Source organism: Ruegeria sp. YTSC192 (assembly GCF_059609705.1).
On sequence record NZ_JBXWMG010000003.1, the window covers coordinates 225,698 to 244,794 of the forward strand.

A 19,097-nucleotide genomic window follows, 5' to 3' on the forward strand; every position below is an offset into this window, starting at 1 on the left:
TATTGAACAAGTACCTGCGCTGACACACAGGGCCTGTGCTATTGCGCGCTTTTGTCCCTGCCGATAGCTTTCCCTCAAGATTTGAAAACAATTTGGGAAAGCAGAATGTCTCGACCCATCGTCGGTATCATCGGCAACTCTTACTTGATGAATGACAACTACCCGACCCATGCCGGTGGCACGATGAATTCGGATGCCGTTGCGAATGTTTCAGGATGTTTGCCACTGCTGATCCCGGCTGATCCACGTTACGTGTCGGTAGAGGAATTGCTGGACGCGTGCGACGGGTTTCTTCTGACGGGCGGTCGCCCCAATGTGCACCCCGAGGAATACGGTGAGCCACCGACCGACGCGCATGGCGATTTCGACCGGGCGCGCGATGCGATTACTTTGCCCCTGGTACGCGCTTGTGTTGAGCGTGGCCAGCCGTTCTTTGGTATTTGCCGTGGCTTTCAGGAGGTCAACGTGGCGATGGGCGGGACGCTCTATCCCGAAATCCGCGACCTTCCGGGGCGACAGAACCACCGAATGCCACCGGATGGAACGCTTGAGGAGAAGTTTGCCCTTCGTCATGTCGTAACTCTGAACGAAGGCGGTGTGTTCCACAGGTTGTTCGGCGCACGCGAGGTGATGACCAACACGCTGCACGGTCAGGGGATCAAGGCCGTCGGGCAGAAGGTCGTGATTGACGGGCTTGCGCCGGATGGCACGCCCGAGGCGATTTACGTGAAGGATGCGCCGGGCTTTACCCTGTCGGTTCAATGGCACCCGGAATGGGATGCTGCAAATGACCCGGTTTCACGCCCCTTGTTCGAAGCATTTGGGGCCGCTGTCCGCGCCTGGTCTGCAGGAACCACTGCGCCGGGTTTGCAACGAACCGCGTGAGTTTGGGCACCGGCCCGGCCGTAAGGGGTGCCGGACCGGTGCGTCGCGATCAAATCAGAAGGTCGAACTGATTGATCAACGGCAGGGTGCGCGCGCGTTCTCCGGTCAGATCAAACAGCGCATTGCCCAAGGCCGGCATCGAAGGCGGAGTGCCGGGCTCGCCCGCACCGCCCAAATGGCGATTGGTCTCGAGAACGCGCACTTCGACCTGCGGGGCCGTGTGCATGCGAATTGCGTCATAGTCGGGAAAGTTGAACTGTTCGACTTCGCCCTCGGCAAAGGTGATCTCGCCATAGCAAGCGGCGCTCAGGCCATACATCATCCCGCCGAACATCTGTGCCTTGACGTTTTCAGGGTCTAGCGCAATGCCCATGTCACAAGCGATCCACGCCTTGTTGATGCGAATGGTGCCGTCTTCGTCGACCACCTCGATCACCTGCGCGACCGGAGTTCCGAAGCTGTAGGTAAAGGCCACACCTCGCCCGATGCCAGCCGGAGTTTGACCCGTCCAGCCCGACATCTCTTTCACGGCCTCAAGGCAACCCGCCGAGGGGGCGTGTTCGGTCTTCATCAACTCCAGCCGGAATTCCAGCGGGTCGCGGCCTGCGGCGTGGGCCATCTCATCCATGAAGGTTTCATGGAAAAAACCGTTATGGCTGTTGCCGACCGAGCGCCAGAAGCCAACAGGCACGTCGAGCTTCGCGATATGGCCGCTCATGCGGTAGTTCGGAACCGTATAGGGTTGGTTGAAGAAGCCCTCGACCAGAACCTTGTCAGGGCCCGCGCCGGGCATACCGGTATAGCGCTCAACCGCTTGCTGCGTGGGGGATTGCGAGGCAACCGCGCCGTCGATCAGCACCGCCTTGCCATCCTTCACAGCGCCGCGCATCCGGGCGATTGCACCGGGGCGGTAGTAGTCGTGGCGCATGTCTTCTTCCCGGCTCCAGGTCGTCTGGACCGGAGTGCCGGGCATGGCCATTGCAACCTTGGTGGCGATTTCGCCGAAATCCAGTTCCCCCCGGCGACCAAACCCACCGCCCAGATAGGTGGTGTGGACTTGCACCGCATCCGTATCCAGACCGGCAGTGTTGGCCACGCGGAATTGGATCAGAGTGGGGGCCTGATTGCCGCACCACAATTCCAGCGCGTCGCCGGTATATAGTGCGGTGGCGTTCATCGGCTCCATCGTGGCGTGGGCCAGATAGGGCAGGCGGTATTCGGCTGTGATCTCGGTCGCGCCCTCGGGCGTGATGCTGACGTCGCCGTCATCGCGCATGGTCGAGTTCGGGGCATCGTCAAACGCCTCAGTGATCTTGGCGAAGATGCCGTCGGTTTCCGGCGGGTAGGGGGCATCCCCCCAATCCACGTCGATCGCCTCAACCGCTTGGTTGGCAAGCCACGTATTGTTGGCGATGACCGCAACGCCGGTGCCCAGATCGACGATCTGTTCGACCCCCGGCATGTCCTTTGCAGCGCTGTCTTCATAGCCGTTCATCGCGCCGCCCAGCTTGGGGTTCATGCGCACGGCTGCAAATTTCATGCCGGGCAAGCGGACATCGACGCCGAATTCAGCGGTGCCTGTCGCTTTGCCAACCATGTCCAGACGCGGTTGGGTCTGGCCCAGATACCGCCATTCGGACGGGTCACGCAGTGGAACCTCGACCGGCTCAAGACCGGCGGCATCCATCGCGAGGTCGGTATAGGCGATCTTGTCGCCATTGGGCGCGATGACATGCCCTGACGCCGTCTGCAATTGCGACGGGTCAACCCCCAGACGGTCGGCAGCGGTCCGTTTCAGCGTCTCGCGCGCTGATGCTCCGGCTTGGCGCATCCTCTCGAACCCGTCCTTCATCGAGGTCGAGCCACCGGTGACCTGAAGGCTCAGCGCCTTGCCAAGGACACCCAGCGTCTCACCCAGATTGTGCTGAAAGTTCGAGATGTCATAGCCCTTGTTCGGCAGCCCTTCGCCAACCAGAGCGGAATTGTAGTAAGCCGCCGCAGCGGGGCCATGCAGCACATTGATCTGGTCAAGATCGACGTCCAGTTCTTCTGCGATCAAAGCAGCCCAGGTCGTCTTTACGCCTTGCCCCATTTCGGCACGCGGCGCAAACAGGGTCACGCCATTCTGGTCGATCAGAATGAACGGGTTCAGTGCGGCCTCACCCTCGCCGGGTTTCAGAGGGTTCGGGGCGGGACGGGTGACGTAGTAACCGCCGAAGGCTACACCGCCGACAATAGCGGCCGAGCCGACCAGGAAGGTGCGGCGCAGAATTTTTCCAACTTTTCCCATGGATTAAGCCTCCTGCAACTTGCCAGCGGCGTCTTGGATCGCGGCGCGGATGCGGGGGTAGGTGCCACAGCGGCACAGGTTGCCCTGCATCGCGTCATCTATATCCGCGTCGGTTGGGGCGGGGTTTTCGGCCAACAAAGCCGCCGCCTGCATGATCTGACCGGACTGGCAGTAACCACATTGCGCCACCTGATGATCCACCCAGGCCTGCTGGATCACGGCCATCGCCTCGGGCGAGCCGATGCCTTCGATTGTGGTGACATCTCCCCAGACATCGGAAAGAGACACCTGGCACGAGCGTACTGCCTCTCCGTCGATATGCACGGTGCAGGCACCGCAGGCGGCCACACCGCAGCCAAATTTGGTTCCGGTCAGGCCGACCTCATCCCTCAGGACCCAAAGCAGGGGAACGTCATCGGGCAGATCAACCTGATGTTGCTTGCCGTTGATCTTCAACGCAATTGCCATGGCGCACCTCTCGTAGCTGTGGCGGTTTCTGACATAATTGTCTAAAAGTGTCAGTGTGTCAATTGACAAATTTCGCAGAAAATGTCAGTTCGGTTTCATGAACGAAAAACAGGACGATCCGCGGCAACAGGCCATTCTTGCGTCGGCGCTTGAGGCGTTTGCGACCTATGGGGTCCGCAAGACTTCGATGGATGACATTGCTAAGGGGGCGGGCATGTCACGCCCGGCCGTGTATTTGCATTATAAGAACAAAGAGGCGATCGTTCGCAGCCTGACCCGCGCGCACTACGCCGAAAAAACCGAAAACGTATCGCGGGCTTTGTCGGCCAATGGCAGGGTATCCCAGCGGCTGACGCGCGCGATTGCAGGGCAGACCAAGGGTTTGGCTGAAATACTCACCTCACCCCACGGTCGGGAAATGCTGGATACCAGCAAGTCGACCGCCTCGGACATTCTGGCCGAGGGTGAGGGCGCGTTGACTGCGCTTTATGCCGATTGGTTGCGCCGCGAAGACAGCGCCGGACGCGTCCGCCTGCCCAATGGCCCAGAAGAGACGGCGAAGACCATCACCGCAACCCTGATGGGCGTAAAGATGACCGCAAACAGCGCCGATGAGTTCGAGACGCGCATCTCGCAATTGGCCGAATTGCTGGGCGCCGGGCTGGAAGTCAGGTAACCGGCTGGCGGACTTTGTGTTCCGGTTGGGTCCCGCCGGTGAACTTTGTTTGCATCCTTTGGCGAACGGATGCGCCACGCGCTGTCTTCCAATACATATCTTTGAGATCTATTGCCGCGACCTTTTGATGTTTTGATCTTGATGTCGGAAAGCGATAGACAATCGGTCGAAAGCGACTTTGTCTTCGAGAAAACCCGACAGGTAGTCAGCGCGAATGCAAAAAATCGACATCCCACCATTCTGGTTGCTGGGGACGGCCTGCCTTGCGTGGTTGCAAGCGCAATACTTTTCATTTGGGCTGTCTCTTGAAGGGTGGCTGACTGATCTTGCCAGCGGCGTTCTCATCGGCGGCGGTATTGTTCTGGCGGTTCTGGCCGTTGTTGAATTCCGCCGCCATCAGACGACTGTGTTGCCGCACCAGACCCCATCCAGCATGGTGCAAAGCGGAATTTTCAAACGCAGCCGAAACCCGATCTATCTAGGGGACGTCCTTATCCTGACAGGGTTGATCCTGCGCTTCGATGCGGTTCTGTCGCTGGTTCTGGTGCCGATTTTTGTCTGGACCCTTGAACGCCGCTTTATCGAGCCGGAAGAGGATCGCTTGCGCCGCAAATTCCGCGCTGACTTTGCCCGTTATGCGCAAAAGACGCGACGGTGGATCTGAAGATATGCGGCCAATGACACAACGTAACAAATGCTGCGGTTGCGAAATAATCTTTCGCATTGTAGTTGAGGATTGAACGAAAGATGCAAAAAATTCGCGCGAACACATCGAAAGTAGAGGAGGCTCTCCGTTGAAGATAGGAACGCCAAAAGAGGTTTTTGACGGTGAGAACCGGGTGGCGATGACGCCGGACTCGGCGCGCCAGCTGCAAAAACTGGGCTATGACTGCCTGATCGAAAAGGGTGCCGGTGCTGCGGCGGGCTTTTCTGATGCGGCTTACGAAGAGGCCGGTGTCGAGGTTGCGAAAACCGCGGCATCGCTTTGGAAAGCTGCGGATATCGTCGCCAAGGTGCGCCAGCCCAATGAGACCGAGCTGAAGCGTCTGACCAAAGGCAAGACGCTGATCTCATTCTTCAACCCGGCCGGGAACGAAGAAGGGATGGAGGCTGCCAAGTCCAAAGGCGCGAATGTCATCGCGATGGAGATGGTTCCGCGTATTTCCCGTGCGCAAAAGATGGATGCGTTGTCCTCGATGGCGAACATCGCTGGGTACCGCGCGGTAATCGAAGCCGGCAACAACTTTGGCCGGTTCTTCACCGGTCAGGTGACGGCGGCCGGTAAGGTGCCGCCTGCCAAGGTGCTGATCGTGGGGGCCGGTGTTGCCGGTCTGGCGGCGATTGGTACGTCCACGTCGCTGGGCGCGATCACCTATGCGTTCGACGTGCGCCCTGAAGTGGCCGAACAGGTCGAATCGATGGGGGCCGAGTTTGTCTATCTGGACTTTGAAGAAGACCAGCAGGACGGCGCGGCCACCGGCGGCTATGCCTCGGTTCAGTCGGAAGAGTTCCGCGAAGCGCAGCTGGCCAAGTTCCGGGAACTGGCGCCCGAGATGGACATCGTGATCACCACCGCGCTGATCCCGAACCGCGAAGCGCCCGAGCTTTGGACCAAGGATATGGTCGAAGCGATGAAGCCGGGCTCGGTCATCGTTGACCTTGCGGCGGAAAAGGGCGGCAACTGCAAACTGACCGTCGCGGATGAGAAGATCGTGACCGAAAATGGCGTGACCATCATCGGCTATACCGACTTCCCCAGCCGGATGGCGGCGCAGGCCTCGTCGCTGTATGCCACCAACATCCGCCATATGATGACTGACCTGACGCCTGAAAAGGACGGGCAGATCAACCACGACATGGAAGATGACGTGATCCGCGGCGCGACCGTGACCCATGAGGGCGAGATCACCTTCCCGCCGCCACCGCCCAAGGTGCAGGCGATTGCGGCGCAGAAAAAGCCTGAGGTCAAGGAGTTGACCCCGGAAGAGAAAAAGGCACAGGAGATTGCGGCCTTCAAGGCGCAGACCAAGCAGCAGTTCACCCTGCTGGGTGTCGGTGGCGCGCTGATGTTGCTGGTGGGGCTGATCGCTCCGGCCAGCTTCATGCAGCACTTCATCGTCTTTGTGCTGGCGATCTTTGTGGGCTTCCAGGTGATCTGGGGCGTCGCGCACAGCTTGCACACGCCGCTGATGGCGATCACCAATGCGATCTCGTCGATCATTATCGTCGGGGCCTTGATGCAGATCGGATCGGGATCGTTCCTGGTTATTCTGCTGGCGGCATTGTCCGTGTTCATGGCCGGGATCAATATCTTCGGCGGCTTCCTCGTAACCCGGCGCATGCTCGCCATGTTCCAGAAATCCTAAGGAGGTCGGGCATATGATTGGCTTCACTTCTGCCGCTTATGTTGTTGCGGCTGTCCTTTTCATCCTGTCCTTGGGTGGTTTGTCGAACCAGGAAAGCGCCAAGCGCGCGGTCTGGTACGGTATCGTCGGTATGGCGCTGGCTGTCTTTGCCACGCTGGTTGGCCCGGGTTCGGGCCTGTGGCTGCTGTCGCTGCTGCTGATCGCGGGCGGTGGTCTGATCGGTCAATACGTGGCGCAGCGCGTCCAGATGACCGAGATGCCCCAGCTGGTCGCTGCGATGCACTCGCTCGTCGGTCTGGCGGCGGTGTTCGTCGGCTTCAACGCGCATTTCGAGATCGGCAACGTGGCTCAGGTCATGGCGATCAAGGATAGCGCCGGTCAGGCGGACCTGTCCGACCTTGGTGCATTCGCCAAGCTGATCGCCAAGAAGACCCCGGCGGAACTGGCGATCCTGCATGTTGAGCTGTTCCTCGGCATCTTCATCGGTGCGATCACCTTTACCGGCTCGGTCGTGGCCTATGGCAAGCTGGCGGGCAAAGTTACCTCGGTCGCGACCAAGCTGCCCGGTGGTCATATGCTGAATGCAGCAGCGGCGGGTCTCTCGCTGATCTGTCTGATCTGGTACACCAGCTCAGGCGGTCTATTCCCGCTGTTCCTGATGACACTGGCGGCACTGTTCATTGGCTATCACCTGATCATGGGTATCGGTGGTGCTGACATGCCGGTGGTTGTGTCGATGCTGAACTCGTATTCGGGTTGGGCGGCTGCGGCGATTGGCTTCAGCCTTGGCAACGACCTGCTGATTGTGGTCGGCGCGCTGGTCGGCTCGTCGGGTGCGATCCTGTCCTACATCATGTGCAAGGCGATGAACCGTCATTTTGTCAGCGTGATCCTGGGTGGCTTTGGTGGCCCGCAGGGCGAGCAGATGGCCGTCGAAGGCGAACAGATCGCGATTGAGGCCGACGGTGTGGCCGCTGCGCTGAACGATGCCGACAGCATTGTCATCATCCCGGGCTATGGCATGGCCGTGGCGCAAGCACAGCAATCGGTGTCCGAACTGGTCCGCAAGCTGCGCGCCAAAGGCAAGAATGTGCGCTTTGCGATCCACCCTGTTGCGGGTCGTCTGCCGGGCCATATGAACGTTCTGCTGGCCGAAGCGAAGGTGCCTTACGATATCGTGCTTGAGATGGACGAGATCAACGACGATTTCCCGGACACGGATGTGGCCATCGTCATCGGATCGAACGACATCGTGAACCCTGCGGCGCAGGAAGATCCCAACAGCCCCATCGCCGGCATGCCGGTTCTGGAATGCTGGAAGGCCAAGCAGGTATTCGTCTCAAAACGCGGTCAGGGAACCGGCTATTCGGGCATCGAGAACCCGCTGTTTTTCAAGGAAAATACGCGCATGTTCTATGGCGACGCCAAGCAATCGCTGGACAAACTGCTGCCGATGATCGACTGATCATCAATTCCAACCTAGTTGCAAAGGGCGCCCTCGGGCGCCCTTTTCTTTGTTGGCTTGTTCAGGGTCATGCCCGTGCGGTGGTTTTGATCAGCCGGGGTGTATACTGTGGTATTCCTGTAAATTATTGAAATAAAATGGGAATTGATGTGTTTCTGCGATTTCGTATAGTGCAGCGCAAGAAACGGAGGCCCATATGACGCCGATTGATGACCACCCCTTGCGCTACAGGCTTGCCAATGAATTGCACGCCCGGCCTTTTCCGGTTGCGCAGGCGCCATGTACCGTGGCCTTTCTGGCGATCAAGAAACCCGCCACCTCTCTTGAAGGCGACCGGCAGGATGATATTGCGCATCTGGTCAATCTGCTGGATCGCCACGGCGCGCCGCACCCTCAGCCCGATGCGACGCATTATGCGGGGCAGATCGGACGTCATTGGCTCAAGTGGGAGCAGCACACCGAGTTTGTGACCTTCACCGCGATCTCTCAGAATGTGAGTGATCGGGCGTTCAACCCCGCCGATTTTGAGGTCTTTCCCCCGGATTGGATCATGGCCAGTCCCGGTCAACGGATCACCTCGGCCCTGTTGCGGGTTGTTCCCCGGCCCGGGGATGACGAGGTCAGGGACCTGCTGCCGGACTGGTTCGAACCCGAAAGTCTGGCTGTTTCTTGTATGCTAGACAATGCCGCGATCTGTGCCAGCGACTTTCGCATAGATCCGGCGGGGCATATGCGGTTTGCGCTGTTCGTCTCGGAAGGAACGGGACAGCGCCGGGTTGGACGGATCATCCAGCGCCTGTGCGAGATCGAGACCTACAAGGCCATGTCCATGCTGGGGTTTGCACGGGTCAAATCGCTGACCCCGCGTATCGGCGAGTTGGATCAGAAGCTGACCGCGCTGATGGGCGAAATGACCGATGGGGACAAGCATCCCGATGATATGCTGCCGCAATTGCTGAAGACCTCGACCGAGTTGGAAACCATCTCGGCGCGCTGCTCTTTTCGGTTTGGGGCCACAGGTGCCTATGAGGCCATCGTCAATCAGCGGATCACGGTCTTGCGTGAGGAGCGGTTCATGGGACGGCAGAGCTTTGCCGACTTCATGATGCGCCGCTATGACCCGGCGATGCGGACCGTGAAATCAACGGAACAGCGTCTGCAGGCCTTGTCCGACCGGGCCATCCGCGCCGGAGATCTTCTGCGAACACGAGTGGACGTGGAACGCAGCGCACAGAATCAAGCCTTGCTGGAAAGCATGGACCGCCGCGCTGATCAGGCCCTGCGCCTGCAGCACACGGTCGAGGGGCTGTCGGTGGTTGCCATCAGCTACTACGCCGTTTCGCTGGTCAGCTATCTGCTGTATCCTCTGACGTCGACGGGGATCAGCAAAGGGATGTTGACGGCCTTGGTAACGGTTCCGGTCATTCTGGCTGTTTGGATGGGCGTTCGCAGAATTCGGCGTCGGCTGGAGTGAGCGGCACTTGCCTCGGTTTGGTAGCATTGTACTAGTAAAGGACGAAGCGCATCAAACAAGCGGGGCCTTGATATGATCAGTGTCGCTGCTGCGTGGCGCGCCGTCACCGCGATGTTCGCGCTGAACGGTGCCCTGTTCGGTATCTGGGCCTCTCGCATTCCGGCGGTGCGCGATCACCTGAACCTAAGCCATGACGCGCTTGGCTATGGCCTTTTGTTCATGGCGGCGGGTGCTGTCTGTTCCTTCCCAGTGACCGGTCGATTGACCGACCGGTTTGGGGCCGTGTCGATCACACGGATTATCGCGGTTCTCTACACCCTCTCGCTGGTTTTGCTGGCGCTTGCCGACAGCTTCACCATGCTCGCGGCGTTCCTGTTTCTGTTCGGTGCCTTTCATGGCTCGATGGACGTGGCGATGAACGCATGGGCTGCCGAGGTTGAGCAGGCTTACGACAAACCGCTCATGTCCTCGTTTCATGCGATGTGGAGCCTTGGTGCCGGTCTAGGTGCGGTCACTGGATTTGCGGCCGTCCGATGGGATGCGACCGTCCTGCAGCATTTTCTGGTTGCAGGAGGTGTTGTTGTGGTCTTCGCACTGGCGATGTCACGGGTGCATTGGACGTCGCGCCGCGCGGAGCAGTCTCAAGGTGCCGTGTTTGCGTTCCCGTCCGGGGTGTTGATCCTTGTTGGCTTCACGGCGCTGTGCGGTTCGTTGGGGGAAGGTGCCGTCGCAGATTGGAGCGCCCTCTTTCTGCGCGACGTCACTGGTTCCGCTGAAAGCGTCTCGGCCTTGGGCTATGCGGTTTTTTCGGTCGCGATGGTGGTGTGCCGCTTGGCAGGCGGCTTCCTCGTCGCGCGCGTCGGCCCGGTTGTGGCGGCGCGGGGCGGCGGTGTCCTTGCGGCGATAGGGGTGTTCTGCGTGGTATCCGCAGGTGCTGCGCCATTGGCGCTGGTTGGGTTCACGCTGATGGGGGTCGGTTATGCGGTGATCATGCCCTTGGCGTTCAGCCGCGCAGCCAACGACCCAAACATCCCACCGGGACAGGCCATCGCCAGTGTCGCAACGCTCGGATACGGAGGGTTGTTGATCGGACCGCCGCTGATCGGGTTTCTGGCCGAATTGCTGACGCTGCGGATGGCATTTGGTGTCTTGCTGCCGCTTGCGGTGCTGATCGTGGTCTGTGCCGGCGCGCTGAAGCGCGCCGACTGAGTTTGATTACCGACCGCGAATGCGCGGATCCAGCGCGTCGCGCAGGCCATCGCCCAGATAGTTCACGCTGAGAACAGTCAGCGAGATCGCAAGGCCGGGCCAGAACACACGCTCGGGGTATTGTTGCAGATAGTCGACGCCATCAAACAGCAGGCGGCCCCAGGTCGGGAAATCCGGCGGGAAACCAAGCCCGAGGAAGGACAGCGCGCTTTCGGTGATGATCGCCGTCGCAATCCCCAGCGTCGCCGACACCATGATCGGAGACAGCACGTTCGGCAGGATGTGCCGCGTGATGATCTGCCGGTTGCTGGTGCCGATGGAGCGTGCAGCCAGAACGAACTCACGCTCTTTGATGGCCAGCACGTCGCCGCGCACGATCCGCGCCGTGGGCATCCACGATGTAATGCCGATGGCGCAGACGATCAGGATGAAAATCCCACGCTCCAACCCGAATGCTGCGGACAGAGGCTCGCGGAACAGCAGCATCATGACCAGCAGCAGCGGCAGCAAGGGCAGGGCAAGGAACAGATCGGTCAGGCGCATCAGCGGCCCGTCAAGCCGTTTGAAGAATCCCGCGACCACACCGATGAACGATCCCAGAAACAACGCCAGCAACATGGCCGTGATGCCCACCGAGACCGAGGTCTGCCCACCCGACATCATCCGCGCCAGAATATCCCGGCCCAGCTGATCGGTGCCGAAAGGATGCGCCCAGCTTGGGCCCTGATTGCGCGAGCGGATGTCGATCTGGGTGGGATCGATCCCCCACAGGAACGGCCCTAGATAGACACCGGCGACGATGAAGATGAACAGGATCGCCCCGATCATCGCGCCTTTGTGCGTTTTGAACTGGTCCCACACATCGCGCCACTGGCTGCGGGGCGGGGTGGCCAGATCGTCCATCACACCTGCTGTCGGCAGCGCGGTCGATGCCGGGGCCAGTCCTTCGTCGGGGACCAGCGTGTCTGATTTGTCGGTATCAGTCATAGCGAATCCTCGGGTCCAGAATGCCGTAGAGCACGTCAGCAATCAGGTTGAACAGAACGATCAACACGGCAAAGATGAAGGTCAGCGTCTGCACCATCGGCAGGTCATTGGCTTGGATCGCGCCGATCAGCAACTGGCCGATACCGTTCACCTTGAAGACCTGCTCGGTGATGATGGCGCCGCCGAAGATGGCCGGAATACCCAGCGCAATAACGGTAACCACAGGGATCATCGAGTTGCGCAGAACGTGGACCATGACTACGGTGTATTCGCTGAGGCCCTTGGCGCGGGCGGTGCGGACGTAGTCTTGGTTCAGGTTGTCCAGCATCGAAGCGCGCATGAAGCGGCTCAGCTGCGCGGTGATCTGCAGCGCCAGAACCATGACCGGCATGATCATCTGTTTCAGCTGCAACATGAAACTGTCCCAACTGTTCACAACAAGGGTGGTGTCATAGATCGACGGGAACCAGCCCAGTTGAACCGAGAAGATCACGATCACCAGCACGCCCGAGAAAAACGGCGGGACCGAAAAGCCGACCATCGACACGAAGGTGCCCATCTGGTCGAACCAGGAATACTGGCGATATGCGGAATAGATGCCGATGGGCAGGGCGATCAGGATGGCGACTACATAGGCGGTGCCGACAACCCACAGGGTCTGCGGGATACGCTGAACAACGATGTCCATGACGGGCGAGCGGGTCTGCCACGAAATCACACGCAGGTCGCCCTCGGAGAAGGTGGTGCCGAACATTGCGTCGATCAGAACCTGCGGCTCGATCCAGAAGAACTGCACGATCCATTTCCAGAACCGGATATGCATCGGTTGGCCAAGGCCAAGCGCCTCGCGCATCTTCTCTTTGACTTCGGGGGGAACAGTGAGCGGAACCTGCGCCATCGGATCGCCGGGTGCGAGTTCGAGGAGCAGGAAGATGACGAGGCTGATGAACAGCAGTGTGGGAACGGCCAGCACCAGTCGTCTGATTGTAAAATTGAGCATTAAGAGGCGCCTTTATATGCGTCTTCTTGTTGGGGTGTGTGCAAATGGCCGCGCCCCGAGGGTCGGGGCGCGGCCTTGCAGAATCAGACCTTAGGAACCGGTCTTGCGGTACCAGTCCGCAATGTTCCACAGCTCGCTGTCCCAAACGTTCAGGACAACACCACCCAGGGTGTTTGCATGCGCTGACAGACGGCCACGGTGCACCAGTGGGATCATGCCGCCATTCTGGACGATGATATCGTTCAGCTGCTTGGCGATTTCCGCACGGGCCTCAAGACCTGCGGTTTCAGCCAGTTTGGCGTGCAAGGCATCAAACTCTTCGTTGCAGAAGCGGCTGATATTCTCACCTTGCCACTGCGATTCCGGCTTGGGTGCCTTGTCGCACAGACCGTTGCCCAGATAGGATTGCGGGTCGGTGCCGTTGAAGGTGTTGGCGTACATCTCAACGTCTGCATAGAACTTCTGGAAGGTGTCAGGCGAACCCGGATCACCGCCGAAGAAGACCGACGCGTTGATGTTGCGCAGTTCGGATTCGATGCCGATCTGGCTCCACCATTCCTTGATCAGCGCCTGAAAGTCCTGACGCACAGCGTTGGTCGAGGTTTGGTAGACGATTTTCAGCGGAACGCCGTCTTTTTCACGAACGCCGTCGCCATCGGTGTCAACGATGCCTGCGTCATCCAGCAGTTTCTTCGCGCCTTCGATATCCTGTGTGTCACAGGTCATCGAGGTTGAGTTGAACGCAGCAGGGGCCGGGACCCAGTTGCAAGTCACTTTGCCTGCCTGACCATAACCGATCTCGACCAGCAGCGGGCGGTCGATGGCCATGGACATGGCTTTGTAAACGGCCGGGTCTTGCAGGAACGGGTGCGGATGCGCGGCTGTCGAGCGCTCACCTTCCGGCAGGTCGGGCGACGGGTTGGTCTGGTTCAGCATGATACGCTCGACCAGCGGGCCAAAACCTGCGACCGGGGTTCCTTTGCCGCCTTCCTGCATCTGCGCGATGACCTCAGGGGCCAACTGCAGGTTCCAGGCATAGTCGAACTCACCGGTTTCCATAACCGCGCGGCCAGCAGCAGTTGCGTCGCCGCCCCCTTTGAAGGTCACGCTTGCGAATGCGGGTTTTGCCGGATCACGATAGTTTTCGTTGGCCGCAAATGTGATCACGTCGTTCGGCTTGAACTCGGTGACGACGAACGGGCCGGTGCCGATCGGGTTGAAGTTCTGATCGGTGCATTCTGGGGCTCTTGCGCCCATGCAGTCAGCGAACTGAGCGGCCTGAATGATCGGGCTTTCACCACCCACAAACGGTCCGTAGGGGAAGGGCGTCGGCGCGTCGAATGTGACCTTAACGGTCAGGTCATCGACAGCCTCGACATCGGTGACACCTTCAAACTTGGTCACCTGTGCGCAACCGCCTTCGGGGTCCATGCAGTAGTTTGCGGTAAATACCACATCGGCCGAGGTGAACGGAGAACCGTCCGACCATGTGAGGCCAGGCGCAATCTTCCAGGTGATGGTGGTCAGGTCTTCGCTGACGCCGCCATTTTCAACGGTCGGGATTTCAGCGGCCAGATATGGCACCATGTTCCCGTCTTGGTCGTAGCGCGCAAGTGGTTCGATCACCAGCGAGGCTGCCTCAACATCTTTTGTACCACCCGACAGAAACGGGTTCATGATTGACGGAGCCTGCCAATAAATGATGCTGACATTTCCGTCCGATCCACGCTCGGCAAAGGCCGCCGGGGCCATCGCTGTGCTTGCAATCGCACCAAGCAAAAGGGTTTTGATCTTCATAAGTCACTCCCGAATTGGACACTTGCGTGTCTCGATTATCTCCGCAATGCCTGCGGATTTGGCGTTGTCGCATGGGGGTAAGATTTTGGTAAAACACGAAAATAGCGCTAACATTGTTTCTCTGCACGCCATCTCCCCAAGGCGCATACGCGGGTATCGAAACAGAACTTGAGAAAAAAGCAAGTGGTGCCGTGGCGAAATTGTGTAATGGTTTGACTTTTCCTGATCGGCGGCCTTAGCGTTTGGCATTCAGAACAAAAAACAATGACGACAAGGGGAGTGCGCAGGTGCTGGATCAGCCGATTGCACAGATCAAAAAACTGCGGGTTGAGTTTCAAACCAAGGATGGCCCTGTCGTTGGCGTCGAGGACGTCTCGTTCGAGGTCAGGCCGGGTGAAACCGTTTGTATTGTTGGCGAATCGGGATCGGGAAAGTCCGTCTCATCGCTGTCGCTGATGCGTCTGGTCGAGTTCGGTGGCGGCGAAATCGCGGGCGGAGAACTGCTGTTCGATCGGCGGGACGGGGGCGAAATGGACCTGTCTGCAGCCGATCAGGATCTGATGAAACAGATTCGTGGCAATGAGATCGGAATGATCTTTCAGGAGCCGATGACAGCCCTGAACCCGGTTTTCACCGTTGGCCGGCAGCTGACCGAAGGGCTTCGCATTCACAAGAAAATGTCCAAGGTGCAGGCCGAAGAACGCGCGTTGGAGCTGCTGCGACAAGTGCGCATCCCTGAACCCGAGCGTCGGTTGCAACAATACCCGCACGAACTGTCTGGCGGGATGCGCCAGCGCGTCGTGATTGCGATGGCGATGGCGTGCGAGCCGCGTCTGCTGATCGCGGACGAGCCGACAACCGCGTTGGACGTGACCATTCAGGCCGAGATTTTGGCTCTGATGGACCGTTTGAAGCGCGAAACCGGTACTGCGGTGATGTTCATTACTCATGACATGGCCGTGGTGGCGCAGATGGCCGACCGCGTGGTGGTCATGTTCCGCGGCAACAAGGTCGAAGAGGGCACGGTCACCGAAATTTTCGAAAACCCGCAGCACGATTACACCAAGGCGCTGCTGGCTGCGGTGCCGAAATTGGGTGAGATGCAGGGCAAATCCGCACCCGAGCCGATGAAGCTGCTGGGGGTTGAAGGGCAGAACATCGCTCCGATTCCCGGTACGGAAGAGCCGTTGCTGACGGTGAAAAACCTGACAACGCGCTTCCCGGTCAAAGGCGGCTTGTTGCGCCGGACAATCTCGAACGTGCATGCGGTCGAGGATGTATCGTTCACGCTGAACAAGGGTCAGACGCTAAGCCTTGTGGGTGAATCGGGGTGCGGCAAGTCCTCGGCGGGGCGCTCGATCCTGCGGTTGGTCGAACCGATGGCGGGTGAGGTCGATCTGGATGGCGTTGACATCATGAAGTTGGATCAGTCCGGCCTTCGCAAGGCGCGGCTGGATATGCAGATGATCTTTCAAGACCCGTTCGCCTCGCTCAACCCGCAGATGCAGTTGATCGACCAAGTGGCCGAACCGATGCGCAACTACGGTGTGGCCTCGGGGGCGGAATTGCAGGACCGGGTGGCGCAGTTGTTCGACAAGGTGCAACTGCCGCGCAGCTTCATGCGCCGCTTCCCGCATGAGATGTCCGGCGGTCAACGTCAGCGCATCGCAATCGCCCGTGCCTTGGCCCTGAACCCCAAGCTGATCATCGCGGATGAGGCCGTCTCGGCGCTGGATGTGTCGGTACAGGCGCAGGTTTTGAACCTGATGATGGAGCTGCAATCCGAGCTGGGCCTGTCTTATCTCTTCATCAGCCACGATATGGCCGTTGTGGAACGGGTCAGCCACCATGTGGGTGTGATGTATCTGGGCCGGATTGTTGAGCTTGGCCCGCGCGCGCGGGTGTTCGAAAACCCGCAGCACCCGTATACGCAGGCGCTGATGAAGGCGGTTCCGATTGCTGATCCAAACAAGCGGAAGTCGGAAAAAGACTTGAATTTCAAACCGATCCCGTCGCCCATTCATCCAATCGACTACACGCCGGAACCTTCGGAATACAAAGAGGTTGAGCCGGGCCATTTCGTCCTGACCACGGATAGCGGGTACTAATAAATATGGCACAGCGTCTGACGCCGCTTGAGATCATGACCAAACTGATCTCATTCCCGACTGTAAGCCGTGACACAAACTTGCCACTGGTGGACTGGGTTGAAGGTTATCTGAACGAACACGGTATCGAAGCCCATCGCTGGCCGGACCCGGATCAGCCGCACAAGGCGGCGATCTTTGCCCATGTCGGCCCGTTGGAAGAGGGGGCCGTTGTCCTTTCGGGTCATACGGATGTGGTGCCGGTGGACGGGCAGCCCTGGGACACGGACCCGTTCACCGTGACCGAGAAGGACGGCAAATATTACGGACGCGGCACCTGCGACATGAAGGGCTTTGACGCGCTCGCGATCTGGGCGCTGGTCGAGGCGCGCGAAGCGGGTCTCAAGCGTCCTTTGCAATTGGCGCTGAGCTTCGATGAAGAGGTCGGGTGCACTGGCGCTCCGCCAATGATCGAGGCGATGAACAAAGTGCTGCCAAAAGGCTCGGCCGTGATCGTGGGGGAACCTTCGACAATGCAGGCTGTCACCGGCCATAAGGGCGGTTTTGGCTATGACACGCATATGATCGGGTTCGAGGTTCATAGCTCGATCATGCACACCGGCGTGAATGCCATCATGGAGGCCGCGCCGCTGATCAATTGGGCGAACGAACAGAACGCCCGCAATCAGGCGACCACGCCCAGCGAAACGGCTGCGGTGTTCGATCCGCCCTGGACCACGGTGCATGTAGGTAAGATCGAAGGCGGCACCGCGCATAACATCACCGCCAAGGATTGCCACTTTATGCTCGATTTCCGCACGGTGCCGGATGAGAGCAAAGCCGCGTGGCGCGATGTCTATTTCGAACAGGTGCGCGCGGTCGAGGCGCGGATGCAGGCGGTTCGCCCCGAAGCACGGATCGAAATCTCTGAAAATTTCTCGATCCCCGGCTTGGTCCCCGAACAGGATGGTGAGGCCGAAGCTTTGGTACGCGCCCTGACCGGCGACAATGCCAGCCATGTGGTCAGCTATGGCACCGAGGCGGGGCAGTTTCAGGAAGCAGGTTATTCGGCAGTGATCTGCGGGCCGGGAGACATCGCGCAGGCGCATCAGCCGAACGAGTTCATCTCGGTCGCGCAGTTTGAAGCGGGCCATGCGTTCATGCAGCGGTTGGTCGAGAAACTGTCCACCTGACCCTGAGGAGGTCCAATATGCCGGTGAAAAACAGACTTGCCGAAATGCAGGCAGAGATCATCAAATGGCGCCGCCATCTGCATGCTCATCCCGAGCTGATGTATGACGTTCACGAGACCGCCGCCTTTGTTGTGGAACGGTTGAATGCCTTCGGTGTCGATGAAATCACCGAGGGCGTCGGCAAGACGGGTGTTGTGGCTGTGATCAAGGGCCGCTCGGACACCAAAGGTCGGGTGATCGGGCTGAGGGCAGATATGGACGCTCTGCCGATCGAAGAGGCGACGGGTTTGGACTATGCCTCGACCGTTCCGGGCAAGATGCATGCCTGTGGGCATGACGGGCATACCTCGATGCTGCTTGGGGCTGCGCAGTATTTGGCCGAGACGCGGAATTTCGATGGCACCGCCGTGCTGATCTTTCAACCCGCCGAAGAGGGCGGCGCCGGAGGTCTCGCCATGTGTCAGGACGGGTTGATGGAGCGCTGGGGTATTCAGGAAGTCTACGGCATGCACAACATGCCCGGCCTGCCAGTTGGCGAATTTGCGATCCGGCCCGGAGCCTTGCTGGCCTCGTCGGATGAGTTCGAGATTACCGTCACCGGCAAGGGTGGCCATGCGGCCGCCCCGCATGAGGCGGTGGATACAACGCTTGTCGCTTCACATATTGTTGTTTCTTTGCAATCCGTTGTGGCCCGTACCGTCGATCCGATCAAACGGGTTGTTCTGACCGTGGGTACGTTCGAGACGGACAGCGTCGCCTCGAACGTGATTGCGCATACGGTCCGTCTGAAAGGCACGGTACGAACGCTTGACCCCGAGTACCGCGCAATCGCGGAACAGCGTGTTCGCCGGATTGCCGAAGATACGGCCTCGGCCTTTGATGCGTCGGCCATGGTAGAATGGACTCCGGGCTATCCGGTGACGGTGAATTCCGAGGCCGAGACCGGCTATGCCGCCGAGGCCGCCGCAGCCGTGGCTGGAAAGGTAAACGATGGAACCGATCCGATCATGCCGTCGGAAGATTTCGCCTACATGCTTGAAGAAAGGCCCGGAGCCTACATCTTTCTAGGGAACGGAGACACGGCCATGTGTCACCACCCGGAATACAATTTCGATGATGACGCCATACCTGCCGGTTGTAGCTGGTTCGCTGAGATGGTCGAACGCCGGATGCCGGCGGAATAGTTTAGGAGAGACAAGA

The 19,097-nt window shown here is 59.4% G+C and carries 15 protein-coding genes; 10 read left to right on the forward strand and 5 right to left on the reverse strand.

The window, feature by feature from the left end:
* The first annotated feature begins 105 nt into the window (after window positions 1–105).
* Window positions 106–885, forward strand: coding sequence for a gamma-glutamyl-gamma-aminobutyrate hydrolase family protein (locus tag AC2FD8_RS06620; protein ID WP_496854686.1), 780 nt, complete (start codon window positions 106–108; stop codon window positions 883–885).
* A 49-nt stretch (window positions 886–934) separates the two neighbouring features.
* Here the strand turns inward: AC2FD8_RS06620 and AC2FD8_RS06625 are convergent, their stop codons facing one another.
* Window positions 935–3,175 carry a xanthine dehydrogenase family protein molybdopterin-binding subunit gene (locus AC2FD8_RS06625; RefSeq protein WP_496854688.1) on the reverse strand — a complete coding sequence of 747 codons (2,241 nt, stop codon included), beginning with the start codon at window positions 3,173–3,175 and terminating at the stop codon, window positions 935–937.
* A 3-nt stretch (window positions 3,176–3,178) separates the two neighbouring features.
* Complete coding sequence (locus AC2FD8_RS06630; protein WP_496854690.1) at window positions 3,179–3,643, reverse strand: (2Fe-2S)-binding protein; 465 nt, start codon at window positions 3,641–3,643, stop codon at window positions 3,179–3,181.
* A 97-nt stretch (window positions 3,644–3,740) separates the two neighbouring features.
* Between AC2FD8_RS06630 and AC2FD8_RS06635 the strand changes: the two genes are divergently transcribed.
* From AC2FD8_RS06635 to AC2FD8_RS06660, 6 genes are all read left to right on the forward strand, one after another.
* A complete protein-coding gene (locus tag AC2FD8_RS06635; RefSeq protein WP_496854692.1) occupies window positions 3,741–4,319 on the forward strand; it encodes a TetR/AcrR family transcriptional regulator in 579 nt (192 codons plus the stop codon).
* A gap of 214 nt (window positions 4,320–4,533) precedes the next feature.
* A complete protein-coding gene (locus AC2FD8_RS06640) occupies window positions 4,534–4,983 on the forward strand; it encodes a methyltransferase family protein (protein WP_496854694.1) in 450 nt (149 codons plus the stop codon).
* A 130-nt stretch (window positions 4,984–5,113) separates the two neighbouring features.
* Window positions 5,114–6,685: a Re/Si-specific NAD(P)(+) transhydrogenase subunit alpha gene (locus AC2FD8_RS06645; protein WP_496854696.1), complete on the forward strand. Its 1,572-nt coding sequence runs from the start codon at window positions 5,114–5,116 to the stop codon at window positions 6,683–6,685.
* 13 nt (window positions 6,686–6,698) lie between these two features.
* Window positions 6,699–8,150, forward strand: a complete 1,452-nt coding sequence (locus tag AC2FD8_RS06650) for an NAD(P)(+) transhydrogenase (Re/Si-specific) subunit beta (RefSeq protein WP_496854698.1) — start codon at window positions 6,699–6,701, stop codon at window positions 8,148–8,150.
* 196 nt (window positions 8,151–8,346) lie between these two features.
* On the forward strand, window positions 8,347–9,624 hold the full coding sequence (locus tag AC2FD8_RS06655) for a DUF3422 family protein (protein WP_496854700.1): 1,278 nt from the start codon (window positions 8,347–8,349) through the stop codon (window positions 9,622–9,624).
* Between the two features lie 72 nt (window positions 9,625–9,696).
* Window positions 9,697–10,833 (forward strand): MFS transporter, encoded by a 1,137-nt coding sequence (locus tag AC2FD8_RS06660; protein ID WP_496854701.1) that lies wholly within the window; start codon window positions 9,697–9,699, stop codon window positions 10,831–10,833.
* A 6-nt stretch (window positions 10,834–10,839) separates the two neighbouring features.
* Here AC2FD8_RS06660 and AC2FD8_RS06665 read toward each other — a convergent pair whose 3' ends face one another.
* The 3 genes from AC2FD8_RS06665 to AC2FD8_RS06675 all read right to left on the reverse strand — a co-directional run bounded on the left by AC2FD8_RS06665 (window position 10,840) and on the right by AC2FD8_RS06675 (window position 14,617).
* Entirely contained in the window at window positions 10,840–11,820 is a 981-nt protein-coding gene (locus tag AC2FD8_RS06665) for an ABC transporter permease (RefSeq protein WP_496854702.1), read from the reverse strand.
* The gene (locus AC2FD8_RS06670) at window positions 11,813–12,820 is read right to left on the reverse strand and encodes an ABC transporter permease (RefSeq protein ID WP_010442803.1); all 1,008 of its coding nucleotides are present in this window, start codon (window positions 12,818–12,820) and stop codon (window positions 11,813–11,815) included. Before AC2FD8_RS06670 ends, AC2FD8_RS06665 begins: the two co-directional genes overlap by 8 nt.
* Before the next feature lie 90 nt (window positions 12,821–12,910).
* Window positions 12,911–14,617 (reverse strand): peptide ABC transporter substrate-binding protein, encoded by a 1,707-nt coding sequence (locus AC2FD8_RS06675; RefSeq protein ID WP_496854704.1) that lies wholly within the window; start codon window positions 14,615–14,617, stop codon window positions 12,911–12,913.
* Between the two features lie 287 nt (window positions 14,618–14,904).
* Between AC2FD8_RS06675 and AC2FD8_RS06680 the strand changes: the two genes are divergently transcribed.
* The 3 genes from AC2FD8_RS06680 to AC2FD8_RS06690 are packed head-to-tail and all read left to right on the forward strand — an operon-like array spanning window position 14,905 to window position 19,081.
* Window positions 14,905–16,725, forward strand: a complete 1,821-nt coding sequence (locus AC2FD8_RS06680; protein WP_496854706.1) for an ABC transporter ATP-binding protein — start codon at window positions 14,905–14,907, stop codon at window positions 16,723–16,725.
* Between the two features lie 5 nt (window positions 16,726–16,730).
* Window positions 16,731–17,897, forward strand: coding sequence for an acetylornithine deacetylase (gene argE, locus AC2FD8_RS06685; RefSeq protein ID WP_496854708.1), 1,167 nt, complete (start codon window positions 16,731–16,733; stop codon window positions 17,895–17,897).
* 17 nt (window positions 17,898–17,914) lie between these two features.
* Window positions 17,915–19,081: a M20 aminoacylase family protein gene (locus tag AC2FD8_RS06690; RefSeq protein ID WP_496854710.1), complete on the forward strand. Its 1,167-nt coding sequence runs from the start codon at window positions 17,915–17,917 to the stop codon at window positions 19,079–19,081.
* Window positions 19,082–19,097 lie beyond the last annotated feature (16 nt).

Excerpts from the sequence above, each read along its gene's own strand:
- AC2FD8_RS06660 (WP_496854701.1), top strand. The coding sequence starts at position 9,697 with ATGATCAGTGTCGCTGCTGCGTGGCGCGCCGTCACCGCGATGTTCGCG.
- AC2FD8_RS06640 (WP_496854694.1), top strand. The coding sequence starts at position 4,534 with ATGCAAAAAATCGACATCCCACCATTCTGGTTGCTGGGGACGGCCTGC.
- AC2FD8_RS06620 (WP_496854686.1), top strand. The coding sequence starts at position 106 with ATGTCTCGACCCATCGTCGGTATCATCGGCAACTCTTACTTGATGAAT.
- argE (WP_496854708.1), top strand. The coding sequence starts at position 16,731 with ATGGCACAGCGTCTGACGCCGCTTGAGATCATGACCAAACTGATCTCA.
- AC2FD8_RS06665 (WP_496854702.1), bottom strand. The coding sequence starts at position 11,820 with ATGACTGATACCGACAAATCAGACACGCTGGTCCCCGACGAAGGACTG.
- AC2FD8_RS06650 (WP_496854698.1), top strand. The coding sequence starts at position 6,699 with ATGATTGGCTTCACTTCTGCCGCTTATGTTGTTGCGGCTGTCCTTTTC.
- AC2FD8_RS06630 (WP_496854690.1), bottom strand. The coding sequence starts at position 3,643 with ATGGCAATTGCGTTGAAGATCAACGGCAAGCAACATCAGGTTGATCTG.
- AC2FD8_RS06635 (WP_496854692.1), top strand. The coding sequence starts at position 3,741 with ATGAACGAAAAACAGGACGATCCGCGGCAACAGGCCATTCTTGCGTCG.
- AC2FD8_RS06675 (WP_496854704.1), bottom strand. The coding sequence starts at position 14,617 with ATGAAGATCAAAACCCTTTTGCTTGGTGCGATTGCAAGCACAGCGATG.
- AC2FD8_RS06655 (WP_496854700.1), top strand. The coding sequence starts at position 8,347 with ATGACGCCGATTGATGACCACCCCTTGCGCTACAGGCTTGCCAATGAA.
- AC2FD8_RS06690 (WP_496854710.1), top strand. The coding sequence starts at position 17,915 with ATGCCGGTGAAAAACAGACTTGCCGAAATGCAGGCAGAGATCATCAAA.
- AC2FD8_RS06625 (WP_496854688.1), bottom strand. The coding sequence starts at position 3,175 with ATGGGAAAAGTTGGAAAAATTCTGCGCCGCACCTTCCTGGTCGGCTCG.
- AC2FD8_RS06670 (WP_010442803.1), bottom strand. The coding sequence starts at position 12,820 with ATGCTCAATTTTACAATCAGACGACTGGTGCTGGCCGTTCCCACACTG.